Origin of the sequence: Streptosporangium canum, assembly GCF_900113865.1 — a bacterium.
Taxonomy (GTDB): domain Bacteria; phylum Actinomycetota; class Actinomycetes; order Streptosporangiales; family Streptosporangiaceae; genus Streptosporangium; species Streptosporangium canum.
Genome location: NZ_FOQY01000028.1, coordinates 73,562 through 90,956, shown reverse-complemented (window position 1 = coordinate 90,956; position 17,395 = coordinate 73,562). Strand labels below are relative to the sequence as shown.

The 17,395-nt window shown below is 70.0% G+C and carries 17 protein-coding genes; 9 read left to right on the top strand and 8 right to left on the bottom strand.

What is annotated here, in order from left to right; translation table 11 throughout:
- The first annotated feature begins 423 nt into the window (after positions 1-423).
- From BM085_RS31500 to BM085_RS43605, 6 genes are all read left to right on the top strand, one after another.
- A complete protein-coding gene (locus tag BM085_RS31500) occupies positions 424-558 on the top strand; it encodes a MerR family DNA-binding transcriptional regulator (RefSeq protein WP_245789810.1) in 135 nt (44 codons plus the stop codon).
- A gap of 203 nt (positions 559-761) precedes the next feature.
- Positions 762-1,238 (top strand): ArsR/SmtB family transcription factor, encoded by a 477-nt coding sequence (locus tag BM085_RS31490; protein ID WP_245789809.1) that lies wholly within the window; start codon positions 762-764, stop codon positions 1,236-1,238.
- A complete protein-coding gene (locus tag BM085_RS31485; protein ID WP_093890471.1) occupies positions 1,235-1,963 on the top strand; it encodes a cation efflux transmembrane domain-containing protein in 729 nt (242 codons plus the stop codon). The genes BM085_RS31490 and BM085_RS31485 overlap by 4 nt, the downstream gene beginning before the upstream one ends.
- Positions 1,960-2,310 (top strand): DUF3703 domain-containing protein, encoded by a 351-nt coding sequence (locus BM085_RS31480; RefSeq protein ID WP_093890470.1) that lies wholly within the window; start codon positions 1,960-1,962, stop codon positions 2,308-2,310. The genes BM085_RS31485 and BM085_RS31480 overlap by 4 nt, the downstream gene beginning before the upstream one ends.
- A 146-nt stretch (positions 2,311-2,456) precedes the next feature.
- Positions 2,457-2,669 (top strand): carboxymuconolactone decarboxylase family protein, encoded by a 213-nt coding sequence (locus BM085_RS31475; protein WP_218158880.1) that lies wholly within the window; start codon positions 2,457-2,459, stop codon positions 2,667-2,669.
- A gap of 225 nt (positions 2,670-2,894) precedes the next feature.
- On the top strand, positions 2,895-3,029 hold the full coding sequence (locus BM085_RS43605; RefSeq protein WP_218158879.1) for an SHOCT domain-containing protein: 135 nt from the start codon (positions 2,895-2,897) through the stop codon (positions 3,027-3,029).
- A 78-nt stretch (positions 3,030-3,107) separates the two neighbouring features.
- On the opposite strand, the gene BM085_RS31470 is transcribed toward BM085_RS43605, so the two are convergent.
- Positions 3,108-5,558, bottom strand: a complete 2,451-nt coding sequence (locus tag BM085_RS31470) for a heavy metal translocating P-type ATPase (RefSeq protein ID WP_093890469.1) — start codon at positions 5,556-5,558, stop codon at positions 3,108-3,110.
- 859 nt (positions 5,559-6,417) lie between these two features.
- On the opposite strand from BM085_RS31470, the gene BM085_RS31465 reads away from it, so the two are divergent.
- Complete coding sequence (locus tag BM085_RS31465; RefSeq protein WP_245789808.1) at positions 6,418-6,930, top strand: GtrA family protein; 513 nt, start codon at positions 6,418-6,420, stop codon at positions 6,928-6,930.
- Between the two features lie 209 nt (positions 6,931-7,139).
- On the opposite strand, the gene BM085_RS45415 is transcribed toward BM085_RS31465, so the two are convergent.
- Positions 7,140-8,396, bottom strand: coding sequence for a DUF305 domain-containing protein (locus tag BM085_RS45415; RefSeq protein WP_218158878.1), 1,257 nt, complete (start codon positions 8,394-8,396; stop codon positions 7,140-7,142).
- Between the two features lie 548 nt (positions 8,397-8,944).
- Here BM085_RS45415 and BM085_RS31450 point away from each other — a divergent pair.
- On the top strand, positions 8,945-9,415 hold the full coding sequence (locus tag BM085_RS31450) for a GNAT family N-acetyltransferase (RefSeq protein WP_093890498.1): 471 nt from the start codon (positions 8,945-8,947) through the stop codon (positions 9,413-9,415).
- Between the two features lie 3 nt (positions 9,416-9,418).
- Here BM085_RS31450 and BM085_RS46315 read toward each other — a convergent pair whose 3' ends face one another.
- The 6 genes from BM085_RS46315 to BM085_RS31425 all read right to left on the bottom strand — a co-directional run bounded on the left by BM085_RS46315 (position 9,419) and on the right by BM085_RS31425 (position 16,203).
- The gene (locus BM085_RS46315) at positions 9,419-9,583 is read right to left on the bottom strand and encodes a hypothetical protein (protein ID WP_245789807.1); all 165 of its coding nucleotides are present in this window, start codon (positions 9,581-9,583) and stop codon (positions 9,419-9,421) included.
- A 66-nt stretch (positions 9,584-9,649) separates the two neighbouring features.
- Complete coding sequence (locus BM085_RS31445; protein ID WP_143121145.1) at positions 9,650-12,268, bottom strand: alpha-L-rhamnosidase; 2,619 nt, start codon at positions 12,266-12,268, stop codon at positions 9,650-9,652.
- The gene (locus tag BM085_RS31440; protein WP_093890466.1) at positions 12,265-13,254 is read right to left on the bottom strand and encodes a serine hydrolase domain-containing protein; all 990 of its coding nucleotides are present in this window, start codon (positions 13,252-13,254) and stop codon (positions 12,265-12,267) included. The genes BM085_RS31445 and BM085_RS31440 overlap by 4 nt, the downstream gene beginning before the upstream one ends.
- Positions 13,251-14,069 (bottom strand): carbohydrate ABC transporter permease, encoded by an 819-nt coding sequence (locus BM085_RS31435; RefSeq protein ID WP_093890465.1) that lies wholly within the window; start codon positions 14,067-14,069, stop codon positions 13,251-13,253. Before BM085_RS31435 ends, BM085_RS31440 begins: the two co-directional genes overlap by 4 nt.
- Positions 14,066-14,920 carry a carbohydrate ABC transporter permease gene (locus tag BM085_RS31430; RefSeq protein ID WP_093890464.1) on the bottom strand — a complete coding sequence of 285 codons (855 nt, stop codon included), beginning with the start codon at positions 14,918-14,920 and terminating at the stop codon, positions 14,066-14,068. Before BM085_RS31430 ends, BM085_RS31435 begins: the two co-directional genes overlap by 4 nt.
- Positions 14,914-16,203, bottom strand: a complete 1,290-nt coding sequence (locus BM085_RS31425; protein ID WP_093890463.1) for an ABC transporter substrate-binding protein — start codon at positions 16,201-16,203, stop codon at positions 14,914-14,916. The genes BM085_RS31430 and BM085_RS31425 overlap by 7 nt, the downstream gene beginning before the upstream one ends.
- A 167-nt stretch (positions 16,204-16,370) precedes the next feature.
- On the opposite strand from BM085_RS31425, the gene BM085_RS31420 reads away from it, so the two are divergent.
- Entirely contained in the window at positions 16,371-17,381 is a 1,011-nt protein-coding gene (locus BM085_RS31420) for a LacI family DNA-binding transcriptional regulator (protein ID WP_093890462.1), read from the top strand.
- Positions 17,382-17,395: the final 14 nt, after the last annotated feature.

The window sequence follows — 17,395 nt, the reverse complement described above, 5'->3', positions numbered from 1 at the left end:
GGGATTGCGCACGTGGTAGGCGCTGGTGACGTAGCCGTTCTCCACGCGCACCGCCACCACTCCGTCGATCTCCCCGTCGACGCGTACGAGCAGCCCGGGGCCGCCATTGATCTGCACCAGCTCGGTCGACCGTTCCGCGTCGCGTTCCCACCAGCCGACGGCCAGTAGGTGAGCCACGTTGTCGATCCCCACGACGGGCCGCAGCAGGGCGTGCCTGACTCCGCTTGTTCGCCGAAGCGGTGCAGGGCGTAGCGCGGCCGGAGCGCGCCCGGCTGCGCCTGGACCTCGTCTTCAGCCCAGACAACGCCGCCCGGGCCGCCGATACGCCGACGTGCGCGTCTACGCCGGAGGCAAGCAGGACTGGGCCGAGGCCGGGCCGACCTTCGAGGGCAGCCGCACGACCAGTGGGGCGGGACGACCGGCGTGAGGCAGGACATCGACGGGCCGTACCTGTGCAGCGGGCAGGTGGCCGAGCAGGCCGGAGTCAACCCGCAAACCTTGCGCTACTACGAGCGGCGTGGGCTGATCGCCGAACCGCGGCGCAGCCCGGCCGCATGACCGTGCCCATACCCGTGCCCGGCGCCCATCAGGTGGTCCCCTCGCGCTCGGGGTGCAGGGCCTCGGTGTGCTCGGTGTAGGCCAGTGCCAGGTCGAGCAGCATCCGGACGTGCGGATCCTCCGGCCGAGCAATGTTCCGGGGCTCGATATCCGCACCCGCCGCCTCTTGCCATATTATTCCCCATTCGGCATATCATCGCTGTATGGCGATTGATAATGATGCCGGCCGCTGCGTCAGCGCCGATATCGCCGCCGGCATCTCCCCGGCGGCGGCGCTGTTTCACTCCCTGGCCGATGAGAACCGGCTGCGCATCGTGGCCCGGCTTGCGCGCGGCGAGGCCCGGGTGGTCGACCTGGTCGGTGAGCTCGGCCTGGCCCAGTCCACGGTCTCCAAGCACCTGGCCTGCCTACGCGACTGCGACTTGGTCGACTACCGCGCCGAAGGCCGCCAGTCCTTCTACTCCCTGACCCGGCCCGAGCTGATGGACCTGCTCGCCTCCGCCGAGCACCTGCTGGCCGCCACCGGCCACGCCGTGGTGCTCTGTCCCGTCCACGACACTCAGCACGGCACTCAGCACGGCGCGGTCGATGCGCGCCGTGCGCCGCAGGCCGAACTCGAGCACGACCTGGAACACCTCGACCAGCAGACAGGCGAGCGCGAAGGAAAGCCGGTGTCATGACCACGCTGAACCTGCCCGCCCCGGACCGGCGCGCCTTGCTGCAGCGGCGCATCCGGCTGCTGGTCGCGGCCACCATCACCTACAACGTGATCGAAGCGGCCGTGGCCATCACCGCCGGGACCATCGCCTCTTCGGCCGCCCTGATCGGGTTCGGCCTGGACTCCATTGTCGAGGTGGCCTCCGCCGCCGCGGTGGCCTGGCAGTTCTCCGCCACCGACCACGAGGCGCGGGAGAAGACCGCGCTGCGCGTCATCGCGATCTCGTTCTTCGCGCTGGCCGCCTACGTCACCTTCGACGCCGTACGCGCGCTGCTCGGCGTCGGTGAAGCACAGCACTCCACTCCCGGCCTGATCCTGGCCGCGCTCTCGCTGGTGATCATGCCGTTCCTGTCGTACGCCCAGCGCCGCGCCGGCCGCGAACTCGGCTCCGCCTCCGCCGTCGCCGACTCCAAGCAGACCCTGCTGTGCACCTACCTGTCCGGCGTGCTGTTGGTCGGGTTGGCGCTCAACAGCGCCTTCGGCTGGTCCTGGGCCGACCCGATCGCCGCCCTGGCCATCGCCGCCGTCGCGGTCAAGGAAGGCCGCGAAGCCTGGCGTGGGGACGCCTGCTGCGCCGTCCCTGCCACCCTCTCCGGCAGCGTGTCCGGCACCGTCTCCGGGGTTGACGGTTGCGCGGACGGCTGCTGCTCATCCGCGCAGAAGGACTCGCAGGAGGACAAGCAATGATCGGCCGTCCGATGCCCGCACGCGTGCGGGCCGCCTACCGCGCCGAGATGCGCGCCGCCCGCACCGCGACCGAGCCCGAGGCACGCTGGCGGCACCTGGAGCGCGCGCACATCATCTCCCAGCCCTGGCCCTGGCCCCACACGGCCAACCACATCGCCATGTTCGCCCTGGCCGTGGCCCAGCACGACCGGCGTGAAGCGTTCGGCCAGGTCATCCGGATCATCGTGGCCGCGCCCGGTAGCGCCTTGAGCCGCTACCCCGAGGGCAACACCGGCCGCGCCCGCGTTAGCCTCACCCAGCCCATGCCCATGCCCGACGATCTCGCCAAACTGCTGCAAACCGCCTGAACCAGCTCCCCGGAGCAGTGTTCAGACGCTCTCGGAGGCGCCGTTGTGGAAGGGACACAACCCCGCGGCCACAGCGGAAGTCGGCGAAGGCCACCTGGCACGACGCCGCCTGCTTCACCGATGCCGAACGGGCCGCGCCGGCGCTGGTGGAGGCGGTCCTCACCCCGAACCCGTCCGGGGAGCGCGTCCCCGACGAGCTGTACGCCAGGGCGTCGGCGCACTACGACAAGGCGATGTGGTCGCTCATCCTGGCGATCGCCCACATCGGTTTCCTCACCCCCGCCGCTCTCATCGCCAAGCCGATCCCCGGCATGCCCCCCGGCCAGAACTACAGCGAGCAAGGAAGGAATGAAGCATGAGCATCACCACGTTCGCGGTGGCGGGAGCGGCCGGGCGGCTGGGACGCCACGTCGTCGACGCCCGGACCGAGCGGGGGCACCGGGTCGTGCCGATGTCCCGCGCCGCCGGGGTGGACATCATCATGCACAGTCCGATCTCTTTGGGCGCCTGGGTCCGTCACCGCCCGTGCCCTGGGCCGCTCCCAGGACTATCCGCGCCCCCCTGCCTGGCCCTCCCCCGAGCAGGTGCTCGCCGAACGGTTCGCCCGCGGCGAGATCGACGAGGAGGACTACCGGCAGCGCTTGAACACGTTGCGCACCTTCTCCACCGCGCCGAACACCGATCCCGGGCCGCGCACCACGACGCTGCCACCCTCCTGAGCAGGAGGCCCGCCATGAACATCGTCAAGCTGGATCGCCGCCGGGGAGCCGTGCCGGCGCGCGTGAGCACGCCGGCGCTCACCCTTCGGCCGGGGATGTGCGCGGCAGGCGCAGCCTCTTCAAGGCCAGGGCGTTGACCGCGACGATGACACTGGAGCCGGACATCGACAGAGCGGCGATCTCCGGGCGCAGCACCAGGCCGAAGGCAGGGGCGAACACGCCCGCGGCGATGGGCAGCGCGATCGTGTTGTAGCCGATCGCCCAGCCGAGGTTCTGGCGCATCTTGCGCAGGGTTGCGCGGCCGATGCGCAACGTGGCTGCCACGTCCAGCGGGTCGGAGCGCATGAGCACCACGTCGGCGGTCTCGATCGCCACATCCGTGCCGGCGCCGATGGCGATGCCCAGGTCGGCCTGGGCGAGCGCGGGGGCGTCGTTGACGCCGTCGCCGACCATGGCGACCTTGCGGCCACCGGCCTGCAGCTCGGCGATCCTGGCCGCCTTGTCGCCGGGCAGGACCTCGGCGATCACGGTGTCGATGCCCAGATGCCGGGCGATCCGCTGCGCGGTGGCGGCGTTGTCGCCTGTGAGCATGACCACCTCGACGCCAAGGTCGTGCAGGGCGGCCACCGCCGCCGCCGAGGTCTCGCGGGGCGCGTCGGCGATGCCGATGACCCCGGCCGCCGCGCCGTCGACCGCCACCATGACCGCGGTACGGCCTCCCGCGGCCACGTCGTCTCGGCGGACGGCCAGCTTGCCGAGGTCGACGCCCTCCTGTTCCAGCAGCCGCCGGTTGCCGACCACCACCCGGTGTCCGTCGACATCGGCGACGGCGCCGTGTCCGGGCACGTTCTCGAACCGCTCGGCCCGCGACACAGGCAGGGCGCGCGCCTCGGCGTGGGCGGCGATCGCCTGGGCCAGCGGATGTTCGGATTCCCGTTCGACGGCGGCCACCAGCCGCAGCACCTCGTCTTCCGCCATGCCGTCGACGATGACGTCGGTGACCTCCGGTTCGCCCTTGGTCAGGGTGCCGGTCTTGTCCATGACCACGACTTGGACGCGGGCGGAGGTCTCCAGCGCGATCGCGTTCTTGAACAGCACGCCTCGCTTGGCGCCGAGCCCGGTGCCGACCATGATCGCCGTCGGGGTGGCCAGGCCGAGCGCGTCGGGGCAGGTGATGACCACCACGGTGATGGCGAACAGGATCGCCACACCGAACGGCGCGCCGGCGAGGAAGAACCAGGCGGCGAAGGTGAGCGCGCCGCCGACCAGTGCGACGAGCACCAGCCAGAAGGCGGCCCGGTCGGCCAGCCGCTGCCCAGGGGCCTTGGAGTTCTGGGCCTGCTGCACCAGTTGGACGATCTGGGCCAGGGCGGTGTCGGCGCCGACCCTGGTGGCGCGTACCCGCAGGGTGCCGTTGCGGTTGATCGTGGCGCCGATGACGGCCGAGCCCGGCTGCTTGTGCACCGGCAGGCTCTCGCCGGTGACCATGGATTCATCCACCTCGCTGTCGCCGTCCTCGACCACCCCGTCGGCCGGGATCTTGGCTCCGGGCCGTACCAGCAGCAGGTCGCCGGCGACAACCTCGGCGGTCGGCACCTCGACCGGCTCGCCGTCGCGCAGGACCGTCGCCTTGGGCGGGGCCAGGTCGAGCAGGGTGCGGATGGCGTCGTTGGCGCCGCCGCGGGCGCGCATCTCAAACCAGTGCCCCAGCAGCACGAAGGCGGCCAGCACGGCAGCGGCCTCGTAGAAGACTTCACCGCCGCCGGTGATGGTCACGATCACCGAATACAGCCAGCCCGCGCCGACCGCGACGGCGACCAGCACCATCATGTCCAGCGTGCGAGCCCGCAGCGCGCGCAGCGCCCCGTCGAAGAAGATCCAGCAAGAGTAGAGGATCACCGGCAGGCTGAGCAGCAGCGCCCACACGTCCCGGCGCAGCCCGAACGGCACCGGCAGGTCCAAGCCCAGCACCTCGGTACCGATCGGTGACCAGGCCACGATCGGGATGGAGAACAGCAGCGCCACCAGGAACCGGTTGCGCATGTCCGCCACCATCGTGGCCATCGACATCCCACCGTGATCGGTGTGATCGGCGGGCGCTCGACGAACGGCGGTCCCGGAACCGGCCGCGTCCTGCGCGGGCCCTGCGCGCGCACCGTCGCCGCAGACGGGCCACTGCGGTAGCGCGGCGGTGTCCGCAGCGGCCGTCAAAGGCCCCGTGGGGCCGGAGGGCGGCGGGCCGGGCTCGATCATCGGGTCGCAGATGTGGGAGGACACCGACTGGCCGGCGCAGTGATAGCCGCACTCGATCACCCACGTGCGCAACTCGGCCAGACAGGTACGGGCCGGGTCGAACACCACGGTCGCCGTCTGGGCCACCGGGTTGACCTCCACCTGCAGCACCCCGGGACGGCGGCCGAGCACGGCCATCACGACGTTCTGCTCCGAGGCCCACCGCAATCCGCGGACGTCCAAGATCGCGGTGCTGTGTTCCTTGCCGCCGCCGCGGCGAGCATGAAGGTGGTTCATCACGATCGGCCTCCTTCACAACAGAAGGACGAAAAACGGGGTAAAGCCATCACGCTTCTACCGTTCATCGTAGATGGGGTGCTGGTAAGGAACGTGGTATGAGCCCCAAACGTCGTTGATCTTGTTGTGGCTTCCCTGGTCAATGCCGGGCGGACGTGACGCACCCCCGACGCATACGAGTACCACCGCAATCAGATCCGCACGCACCTCGGCTTTCGCACCTGCACAGGCGCGGACGCGACGAAGGTGACGGTGTGGTTGGCCGAGAATGTCGCGCACGCTGAGCGAAGGCCTGAGCGGGTTCGGGAGGAGCTACTCGAGCATCTGCGGGAGGGGAGGGGAGGGGTGAAGCCGTCCTGAGAAGCGGCCCAGATATTCTCCGGCGAAGTACGGGCGTCCCGACTCTGCGGAGGGCAAGACCGACAGGCGGCGATCCGTTGTGCGTCTGAACCGCTGCCGGTCGGCGGACTCGTTACGCGGGAAGGAGTCGTGGGTTTTCCGACGGACCTTCTCCGCGCGTCTGCTACGGCATCAGTGGTGGGGCGCAACGGAACGAATGTATGGTGGCCGCCTGATCGGTGTTGAGCATCAGCTTTCGGCGGGGGAGTCATCCCGACGTTGTGTCCGGGCTGAAGTTTGCTGGGTGGCTCATCCGGTCACCGAGACGGTCCGGCCCCTGACGGGCGCTCCACCGCGAAGTACTCGACTGTGGTGTGAGTGAGGATCGATGCCAGATGTCGACAGGTGCGGCTCCGGTCGCCCGAGCCGGAAAGGCCGTGTCAGTGAGTCTTGAGACCAGGGTGTCCGGCTGGTGAGAAGATCGGGATGCTTCGAAACAGCAAAAGCAGTCCTCGCAGGATTGCCGGGACCGCTGCCCGCCCTTGCCCTGAAGCACCGTGAGCTGCTGAAGTTCGCGGTGGTGGGTGGAACATCGTTCCTGGTGGACAACGCGGTATTTTATGGGCTGAAGCTCACTGTTCTGGAACCGAAGCCGGTGACCGCGAAGGTCATCGCGGTGCTCGTGGCGACGATCGTGTCCTATGTGCTGAACCGTGAATGGTCGTTCCGGACCAGGGGCGGGCGCGAGCGCCATCACGAGGCGGCGCTGTTCTTCCTGGTCAGTGGTGTCGGTCTGGTGCTCAGCTCCGTGCCGCTATGGATCTCCCGGTATGTGTTCCTGCTGGAGACCCCGGAGGTGAGCCTGGTCACCCAGGAGATCGCCGACTTCATGAGCGCGCAGGTCATTGGCACGCTGATCGCCATGGTCTTCCGTTTCTGGGCGTTCCGGAAGTGGGTCTTCCCCGACGAGGAGGCCCACCCCGGCCGCGTGCGACTGGCTCCAGCTCCCAAGCCCAAGGACGAGGCGGCCTGATCCGACCCTCCACTCGCCGGGTAGCCGCGGCGCATCGCTGCGTCGAGGCTCCCTCAGCTTGTCGTTCGACCGAAGAACAACTCGGTCACGACCCTGTCGGCCGAGGCATGCGACCGGAGAATCGGGCGGCGGGTGGACTATCTCGAATTTCAGGGCTTCCATGTCTTCGCGTCATGGCGCATCCCCCGGTACGGAAACCGGCCTCGCGGTCACCAGCCGCACCCTCCGCCGCGGTCGTCACCCGCCGGCCCTGGGCCGCCGGGCATGCCCGTCTCGCCGAACCAGTCGGCCAGCCACCGCCGCATCTGGAACATCTCGGCGTGCTGGGTGTCGCGCACCGTGCGGGCGAACGCCGCGACCTGCTCGTGCTGTGCCCGCCCGTGCATGAGCAACTGCTGCGACATCATGATCGCACCCATGTGGTGGCGGATCATGTCCTGCAGGAACGCCTCATCCAGCGCGTCGCCCGACAGCGTCGACAGATCACGCATCATCGGCCGGTAGCCGACCGCCGTGGAGCGCCCCGGGTACCACTGATCCAGCCACGCCTTCATCTTCGTGATCTCAGCGCTCTGCGTCGTCACGATCGATTCCCCCAGCCGGCGCATCTGCGGCCGCTCGGAGCGGCGCAGCTGCTGGGCGGCGGCGACGGCCTCCTGGTGGTGGGGCAGCATCTGCGTCAGATAGTCAAACTCGTCATCCACCCTCACGCCGGGCATCGGGCCGCCCGGCCCCATGCCCGGGCCCGTCCATGGGTTTTCCGGAGGGCAGGTCTGCCGCCATCCGGAAGGGGCCGGAGTCGGCGCCGGCTGTGACCGGTCGTTCGCGGCCGCGACGTTGAGGCCCGTCAACGCCGTGGTGACCAGGATCGCCCCGGCCGCCGCCGTCCGTGCTGCCTGCCGTCTCATCTTTCCTCCCGGCGGCTTGTTCGGTTCCTCACCTCTCACGGTGGGCGCACACAGCCGGCGGGCATAGGGCCGATCGGCACACAGGAAAAGGACCAACGTCTCCAAAGCCTCGGCCCGCCTGGGCGAGCGCGGCCGCCGGGCACTGATCCGGCCGTTCGACGTCTCCGGCACCAGCACGCCGACCAGCTCCCCGCCGGCCCGGGCCAGCAGCCCCAGCGCGCCGTTCACCTCCGCAGCCGACAGCCGCACCCCCTCACCGGCGATGCTCAACGACCCCACCAAGTAGCGCGCCACCTTGGAGACACCGGAGATGGGCCGCCGAGCGGCGCCGACCCTGCCGCCACCGTCCACCCACACGGTCACGTCCTCGGCCAGCACCTTCTCCAACCCCGGCAGGTCCCCCTGCTGCGCGGCAGCCAGGAAGCTCTCCACCAGGTCGCGGCGGCGGGCCTGGTCCAACCGGCGATCGGAGCGACCACGCGCCTCGGTCAGGCGCCGGCGAGCTCGGGTGTACAGCTGCCGGGAGTTCGCCTCGGAGGAGTTGATGACCTCGGCCACCCGCCGGCAAGCCCGCCGCGATCTCCACCGCAGAGGCTGACCAGGCCGAACTCCGCTCCGCGGCCCGTTTCTGCCGTATTTCGGTGGCACCCGGGGGAGGGGTGTCAAGGGCATCGGGTTCGAGAGGTGTTTGGGGGGCGTCCGGCGGCGTGGAGGCGGCATTCCCCACCGCTCGGTAGGGACAGGGTGGGCACAGGCGCGCAACCGGTTTCCGTGGACGGGCTGCAAGCGCCTGGACGCAGGAGCGAGGAGAGCTCAGATTTATTGATCTACACTGTAAAGGCGCCCGGCTGGTTTCAAGATCATTTAAAGTTCAAAACCATTTGAAATCGCTCAGAAGCGGCCTGCTGTCACCCATCCCGCCGGAGCACATACCTGCCACACTCAAAGTCACCACTCGGTGAGGGAAAGCAACATGGAGGGTGACCGCAAGCCTCACAATCAGCTCATCAGTGCCGCGTCAGGCAGCGTCTGCCCTGTTGGTGATGTGGCGACGCCTGAGCAGGGGTGTCACCGCTCAGGCGTCGGCGGTGTGGGAGGCTGGGCCGGTGCCTGTAACCCTCCGTCCCCTGGACGCCCGACACTTCTCTGCCTGGCTCGAACGCAGTCGAGCCGCGTACGCCAAGGATCTCGTCACTTCGGGGCAAACGTCCGAGGACGCCGACCGGCATGCGGACGAGAGCATGGCTCAGTTCTTTCCGTCCGGGATACCGGCCCCGGGGCATGTGGTCTTCGACGTAGTCGACGATGCCGGGGTGACCGTCGGCTACCTCTGGATCGGGCCGGACACGAGCGACGACGCCGGTGCCTGGTGGATCTGGGACATCGTGATCGACGCCGACAAGCGTGGTCGGGGCCTGGGACGAATGGCCATGCTCCTCGGTGAGGAATACGCCCGGGCGCAGGGCGCTCATACTCTGGGTCTCAGCGTCTTCGGGTTCAACACAGGCGCGCGTGGCCTTTACGAGTCGCTCGGCTACGAGGCGACCTCGGTGAAGATGCGCAAGAAACTCGACTGAGCCTCAGGCGACGTTTGCTCTGCCGACGACGGCGCGCAGGCGCCGGTCGTCGGCGTGACGGTTCCGCCAGATGATGTAGCGGCGGATTCGGAAGCAGCCGTCCGCCTTCGTCATCGTCGATCTCGCGTACACGTACTCGTTCTGCCGCCCGGACAGGGTGACGGGCACGCGCCGCCCGGCACAGCACCGGGGCGGCGCGTCACATCACAACGGCGAACGTTGCCTGCCGCGGCACTAGCCCAGGTCGTCCCACTCCTGGAGTAGGTGGGCCGTGGCCGCCGCGGGGGCCGTGAACGACCAGCGGCCCGGCGGCAGGTTCAGGGCGCAGCCCCCGTCGGCCAGCCTGGTGGTCGGCAGCTGCTCGCTGAGGCCCATGAGGAAGGTGCCGTTGACGGTCATCCCGTCCCACGCGCCGTGTACGGGCAGCACCGCGCGGGCGGTCACGCCCTCCGGGACGGCGAACGTGAACTGGACCCCGTCGGGCCCGGCACGCCAGCCCGACTCGACGGTCCCCGACGCGCTCTCGTAGCGGGCGTGCGCCTGGCGCAGCAGCGGGACGGGGCCGGGACGCAGCAGCAGCTCGCCGAAGCCGCCACCCGTCCCGCGCGGGTCGTCGCCCAGGCCCGCCACGTGCCGGAACAGCCAGTCGCCCACGCAGCCGTAGGCGTAGTGGTTGAAGGAGTTCATGGCCGGCGTCTGCAGGCCGTGCCGGTGGTGCCAGGCGTCCCAGCGCTCCCACATGGTCGTCGCCCCGGCGCGGAGCTGGTAGCGCCAGGACGGATAGCCCTCCTGGTTGAAGATCCGGCATGCCAGGTCGTGGTGGCCGGTCTCCGACAGCACGGGCAGCAGCAGGGGAGTGCCCACGAAGCCCGTCATGAGCCGGTGCCCGCCGGCGCGGACCAGCTCGGCCAGCGCCTGCGCCGACGCGGTCCGGTCCTCGGGTGGGACCAGGTCCCAGGCGAGGGCGACGGCGTAGCCGGTCTGCGTCTCGGTGTGCAGCCTCGGCCCGCTGAGGAAGGCTCGCTGGAAGGCGCCTGACACGCGGGTGAACGCCTCGCCGTACTCCGGCGCGTGCGGCTCGCCGAGCACGTCGGCCACGTGTGCGACCAGGCGGAGGCTGCGGGCGAGGGCGGCGGTGGCGATGAGGCTCTTGGGCGTCTCGACCGTGCCGGGGGCCAGCCAGTCGCCCAGGGCCCTGCCCGCTCTGATGCCGTCCTCGGCCTGGGCCAGGCAGTAGTCGGCCCATCGCCGCATCGGGTCGTAGGCGCGGCGCAGCGTGTGGTCGTCGCCGTAGCGCCGCCACAGCAGCCACGGCACCTCGACCAGCGCGTCGGACCATACGGGGGAGTCGTATCCGTATTCGGGTAGGACCGGTGCGACATGCGGGACCGCGCCGTCGGCCCGCTGCCCGTCGATCAGCGTCGTCACCCAGCCGGACAGGAACGCCTGTGTGTGCCGCAGGAAGCTGAGTGTCGAGCCGAACACCGAGATGTCGGCCGTCCAGCCGGTCCGCTCGTCGCGTTGCGGGCAGTCGGTCGGCACGCTCACCAGGTTGCCGTCCGCCGACGCGCCGATGTTGGCGACGAGTTGGCGTACGGCGGGATCGCTCACGGTCAGCGAGCCGGTGGCGGCGAGCGCGGAGGACAGCAGCACCGCCTCCAGGTCGTTCGGCGTCAGCGTGCCCGGCCAGCCGGTGACCTCCGCGTAGCGGAACCCGTGCAGGGTGAAGGCGGGCTCCACGACGTGCGAGCCGGGGCCGAGGGCGAACTCGTCACGCTGGTCGGCGGTGCGCAGGTTGTCGGTGTAGAGCCGCCCGGTCGCGGTCAGCTCCTCCCCGTGCCGTACCACGATCCGTACGGGGCCTGGCGCGTCGACGCGCAGTCGTACGCGCCCGACGACGTTGCGCCCGAAGTCGGCCACCTGGACGCCCGGCGCGGGTTCGGTCACGGACACGGCGGGCACCGTGCCGATCACCCGTACCGGGGGAGCGGGGTCGGCCTCCACCAGGATCTTCGAGGCGGCCGTCGTCTCGGCGGGTCCGGCCTGCCGGGAAGGGGCCTGGAGGGTCTCGCCCATCACCAGGTCGGCGCGCGGGCGGCCGAGGTCCCGCCGGGTCCAGGCCGTGTCCGTGGCGAACACGCGGCGGACCCCATCGTCGTCCCGTACGAGCACCTGGGCGCTGGCGGCGGGCCGGTCGCCGTAGCGGCGCGGGCCTCCGCCGGCGACGTGACCGGCGTACCAGCCGGGGGCGAGCCACAGCTCCAGCTCGTTCTCGCCGGGCATGAGCAGGTCCGTGAGTTCCAGCAGCCGATAGCGCGTCCGGTGGCCGTAGTCGGTCCAGCCGGGGGCCAGTTCCTCCTCGCCCAGCCGTACCCCGTTGAGCAGTGCCCGGTAGACGCCCAGTGCGGTGGCGGCCAGCCAGGCGCGCCCGGGGGCGGGACGCCATGTGAACGATCCGCGCAGGCTCACCGCCGCCCGGGGGTCGCCCGCCAGCCAGGGGGCGTCCCATCCGCCGCGCGCTCGCAGGCCTGTGGTGAACGTGCCGGTCGCGTGCCCTTCCACACTCCATGTGTACGGCGTCAGCGGCGCCAGCCGCTCATCCGGCACGTCCATGCCGTGTGATCCGGCGGGTACGGACGACCGCCACACCTCGTGCCCGTCCGAGGACACCACCACGGTGGCCTCCTTGAGCAGCCGGGCGTTCCACGACAGCCGGGGTGAGGGCTCGTCGACGCCTACCGGATCCGCCAGACCGCATGTCAGGCCCGCCCGTGAGCCGGGTGGGGCCGGACGGATGAACGGCGCCTGCGCGCCTGAGATCCGCACTTCGAGCACCCCCGAATCCCGGTTCACGCATCGAGCCCGGTGGTGAAGGCGTTGTGCAGGCCGTCGACGTCGACGCCGGACAGGCTCGGCGCCATCACGTTGATCAGCAGCACGAAGCACGCGTCCTGCTCCGGGTACATCCACCACTGGCATCCCGAGGCGCCGCCGTGGCCGTACAGCCGCCGGTCGAGCAGCCCGGGGGCCGAGTGGCGCAGGTTCCAGGTGAGGCCCCAGTCCTGCCCGGCGTTGACCGGGTCGGGCTGCAGCTTGACCAGGCCCGTTGTCTGCGGGGTCGTCATGGCGGCCAGGGTGGTGGGGTGGATCAGCCCGCGGTCGCCGCGCAGCAGCGCTCCGCCCAGTGCCAGGAGGTCCTCGGCGCGGGAGAACAGCGCTCCTGCCGGGTGGCGGAGCCGTACGAACGTGTCGAAGTCGAAGCCGGGCCCGAGCAGTTGGAGGCCGTGGACCTCGGCCGCGTCGCACGCCGGGTCGAACGTGATCCGCCCGCCGCCCGGTACCAGCGTGTTCAGGTCGGAGTCGATCACGTCGGCCACGTCGCGGCCTGTGACGTCGCGGACCATCTCCGCGATCCCGGCGAAGGCCAGGTTGGAGTACTGGCTGAGTGTGCCTGCCTCGAACATGGACGGCGCGGTGACGAGGTGTTCCAGCAGGTCGTCGGGGGTGAGCGTCTGCTCGGCGATGCCGCTGGTGTGGGTGAGCAGGTGCCAGAGTGTCACGTCGGGCCGGGCGAAGTTCGGCAGTACGTCCCGCAGCGGGCGGCGCAGCGACAGCAGTCCGCGCTCGACCTGGCGCAGGGCGGCCAGTCCCATCAGCGGTTTGGTCACCGAGAACAGCGCGAAGTGGTCGTCGGTCCTGGTGTCGCGGCCGTCGTGCCGGCCGAACGCCTCCAGCACCTGGATCCCGTCGGAGGTGGCGGCGCCGAACACCGCGCATGGCAGCCGCCCCTCCTTGATCTCGCGCCTGACCCAGTCGAGCGCGATGTCGTGAGTGGTCATCCTTTGAGTGCACCTTCCGTGAGTCCGGCCAGGACGCGCTTCTGCGCGACGATGTACACCGCCACGAGGGGCAGTGTGGTGAGCAGGACGTGGGCGAAGACGAGGTTCCAGTTCAGGCTCTGCAAGGTGCCGGAGGCGAACTGGAACAGGCTCAGCGGCAGTGTGGCGTTCGCGCTGCCCTGGAGCAGGAAGAGGGCGAAGAAGAAGTCGTTCCAGACGTTGATGATCAGGATCACGCCGCCGACGAACAGCACCGGCCGCAGCAGGGGCAGCAGGATGCGGACGAAGACCTGCGGGCGGGATGCGCCGTCGATGGCGGCGGCGTTCTCCAGGTCGGGGGGGAACGCCCGGACGAATCCGGTGGCCAGGAAGATCACGATGCCCAGGCGGCAGCCGGTCATCGTCAGCACGTAGCCGAGCGAGCCGCCGTCCAGTGACAGGGCGCGCAGCAGGTAGACGGTCGGGATGATCGACGGCGGCAGCAGGATCGACAGCCCCATCACGAAGTAGGCCGCCTGCAGCCACCGCGACCGGCTGCGCCCGAACGCCCATGCCGCCGCCGCGCCGAGGAGCACCACGGCCACCACGATCGGCACGGTCACCTTGAGGCTGTTGAGCAGTCCGGTCAGGTAGCCGCCCCGGTCGAGCACGATGCCGTAGTTCTCGGCGATCGCCCATGTCCTGGGCAGGCCGAGGCCCAGTTCGGCGGCCTCGCCCGAGGGTTTGAACGAGTTGACGACCACGAGCCAGATGGGGACGAGCACCCAGGGGATCGAGAAGAGCGTCAGCGCCGTGTATTTGAGGACCGCTCTCATCCTGTCACCTCCCTGCGCCGCAGCCACCATACGAGGGGCACGGCGGTGGCGATCACCAGCAGTGTCACGGTGAACCCCAGCGCGCTGGCGGAGCCGAAGAAGCCCTGCCCCCACTGCTGGCGCATCACCACGTTCAGGGCCCGCGTGTGGTCGCCGGGTCCGCCGCCGGTGGTGGCGGCGATCACGTCGTAGGCGCTGAGCGCGCCCACCAGGGTGACCGCCACGTTGAAGGTCAGCGCGGGGGCGAGCATCGGGAACACCACCCGCCGGAACCGGGTCCACGGTCCGGCCCCGTCGACGGTCGCCGACTCCAGCAGTGACTTCGGGATGGAGTTGAGGCCCGCGATGTAGACGAGGGTGATCAGCCCGCTCCACTTCCACGCGTCGATGAAGGCGACCACCACCAGTGCGGTGGACGGTTCGCCCAGCCACGCCCACTCGATGCCGAGGAAGGAGTTGACCGCTCCGTCGGGGGCGAGCAGCCCGCGCCAGATGTATCCGGCGGCCAGTGGCGAGATGAGCGTCGGCAGGAAGAACGCCGAGCGGAAGACGGTGTTGATCCCGCTGGTCCGCTGGAGGGCCAGGGCCAGGGAGAGGCTGACCGTGTTCTGGATCGCCATGCACAGGATGGCGTACAGCACGGTCACGGTGACCGCGTTGGCCAGGAGGTCCTGGTCGATCAGTGTGCGGACGTTCTCCAGCCCGTTCCAGGTGATCTCGGCCCGGAAGCTCGTCCAGGAGGAGAACGCGAACCGGACGTTGAGTAGGAACGGGGCGAGGAAGAAGACCGTGACCAGCACGATCGCGGGCAGGGCCCACGGCAGCCAGGCCGCCCTGGTCCGCATCACCATCCGGGCAGCCCTGCCGCCTTGGCCGCCTGCTCGACCTGGCCCTGTAGCTGGGTCGCGGCCTTCTGCGGATCCTTCTGTCCGGCGATCAGCTCGGACATGAGCTGGGCCAGCCCGCCCATGCCGGGGATGTCGGAGTTGAAGGCGATGACCGCGCCGGTGTCGTAGGCCTTCTTGACGTCCTGCAGCACGGCCGGGACGCCTTGCGGGTCGGGCACGTCCTTGAGCACGGGGAAGGTCTTGGACGCGGTGATGTACTCGGCGTAGGCCGGGCCGGTCATGAAGCGCACGAAGTCGAGCGATGCCTTCTCCCGCGCCGCGTCACCGGTCTTGGGCAGGTAGAACGTGCCGATCGGGCCGGGCGCGTAGGTCACGAGCGGCTTGTCGCTCGACAGGCCGACGAAGCCGACGGATTCGTCGACGGTCTTCTGGTCGCCGCCGGCGGCCGCGAGGAGGGCCGGGAGCATGTCGGAGTGCTGGGCGACCATGGCGGCCTTGCCGGTCACGAGGGCCTTCATGGAGTCCTCGAACTTGGCGGTGACGATGTCCTTGTTGAAGCAGCCGTCGGCCTTCAGCTTGGCGTAGGCGGTCAGACCGGAGACGAAGGGCGAGCCCGCGTCGGCCAGCGTGCTGCTGTGGCCCGCGATGGCCTTGCCGTACGCGTTGGACTGGTTGGCGCCTGCCAGGTAGAGGATGGGCAGGATCTGCACCGGCCAGATCGACCCGCCCGACTCGAAGACCGGCGTGACCCCGGCGGCCTTGAGCTTGGGGCAGGCGGCGGCGAGCTCGGCGAAGTTCGTGGGCGGGGTCAGGCCGGCCGCGGTGAAGACCTTCTTGTTGTAGTAGAGGCCGAAGACCTGGGGGAAGCCGGTGATGGCGGCGTAGACCTTGCCGTTGACGGAGCCGGCGGCCTGGTAGAGGTCGCCGGACCTGGCGATGTACGCCTCGCCTGTCAGGTCGCGCAGGTTCGCGGCCGGGTTGAGGGCGAGCAGGCCGCTCGCCGTCGCGTGGTATTCCAGGATGTCCGGGCGGTCGCCGGTGGCCCATTTGGTCTGGGTGGTGTCCTCGAAGCCGTCGGACGGGATCGACACGAGTTCGATCTTGTGGCCGGACTGCTTCTCGAACTTCTTGTACATCTCCAGCAGCGGCGCCGGGTCCGCGCTGTTGTGCCAGAGGGTCAGTTTCACCTGACCGGTCCCCTCCGGGGCGGAGGACCCGCAGCCGGAGAGGGACAGGGCGAGGACGGCGCCGATCGCCGCACCGAGCAGACGGGATGGTGCTCTCACGCCCGTACTCCTGTTCATGTTAGGGGGTATTATGTAGAACGTTCTCCATTGTTAGGGCACGAGAGAATCGCCCGTCAAGAGGTAGACCTGGATAGCCGAGACGGGCTAGCCTCACCTCTCAGAAAAGTATGTAGTTCGTTCTACGAAAACTCTATGAAGGACGGCGTGTGACGAGCGGACGGGTGACGATCGCCGATGTGGCCAGGCGAGCCGGGGTTTCCACGGCCGCCGTGTCCAAGGTGGTGCGCGGGGCCTACGGCGTGAGCGCGGAGATGCAGGCCAAGGTGACGCAGGCCATCGACGAGCTGGGCTACCGCCCGCACGCCGCGGCCCGCGCCCTGCGCGGACGCACCTACACCCTCGGCGTCATGCTCTCGGACACCCGCAACCCGTTCTTCCCCGACATCATCGAGGGCGTCACCGGCCGGCTGGGCGACACCGAGTACCAGGTGCTGCTCGGACCCGGCGGGATCGAGCCCAAGACGCAGGCCAGGATGACCGACGCCATGATCGACCGGAGCATGGACGGGCTCATCCTGATCTCGCCGGTCATGGCGGACGCCGAACTCGCCGCCATCGCGACGGCCACCCCGGTCGTCGTGGTGGGCAGGCACGGCGGCTCCGCGGCCTACGACGCGGTCGTCGACGACGACGTGATGGGGGCGGGGCTCGTGGTCGACCACCTGGTCGGGCTCGGGCACACCCGGATCGCGCACATCACCCACCTGGAGCGGGCCCGCGCCCAGGGGCTGCCGCACACGGTGCGCGCCGAAGGGTACCGCCAGGCGATGCGAGCCCACGGACTCGCCGACGACGTGCTGGCCACCTCCTTCACCGAGGAGGGCGGCTTCGAGGGCGCGCGGGAACTGCTCGCGCGCGACGAGCGGCCCACCGCGATCTTCGCCGGGGCCGACATCGCGGCGCTCGGCGTGCTGCGCGCCGCCGACGAGGCGGGCCTGTCGGTGCCGGAGGACCTCTCCGTCGCCGGATACGACAACATCGGCATCGCCTCGCTCAAGCGCATCTCGCTCACCAGCGTCGACCAGGACGGGCAGGTGATCGGGGCGACCGCCGCGCGCCTGCTCGTCGAACGCATCGAGGGACGCTCACGATCGGTGACGTCGTCGGTGTCGCCCACGCTGATCGTCCGCGGAACCACAGGACCGCCTCGCCGCTGAGAACCGACCGCATG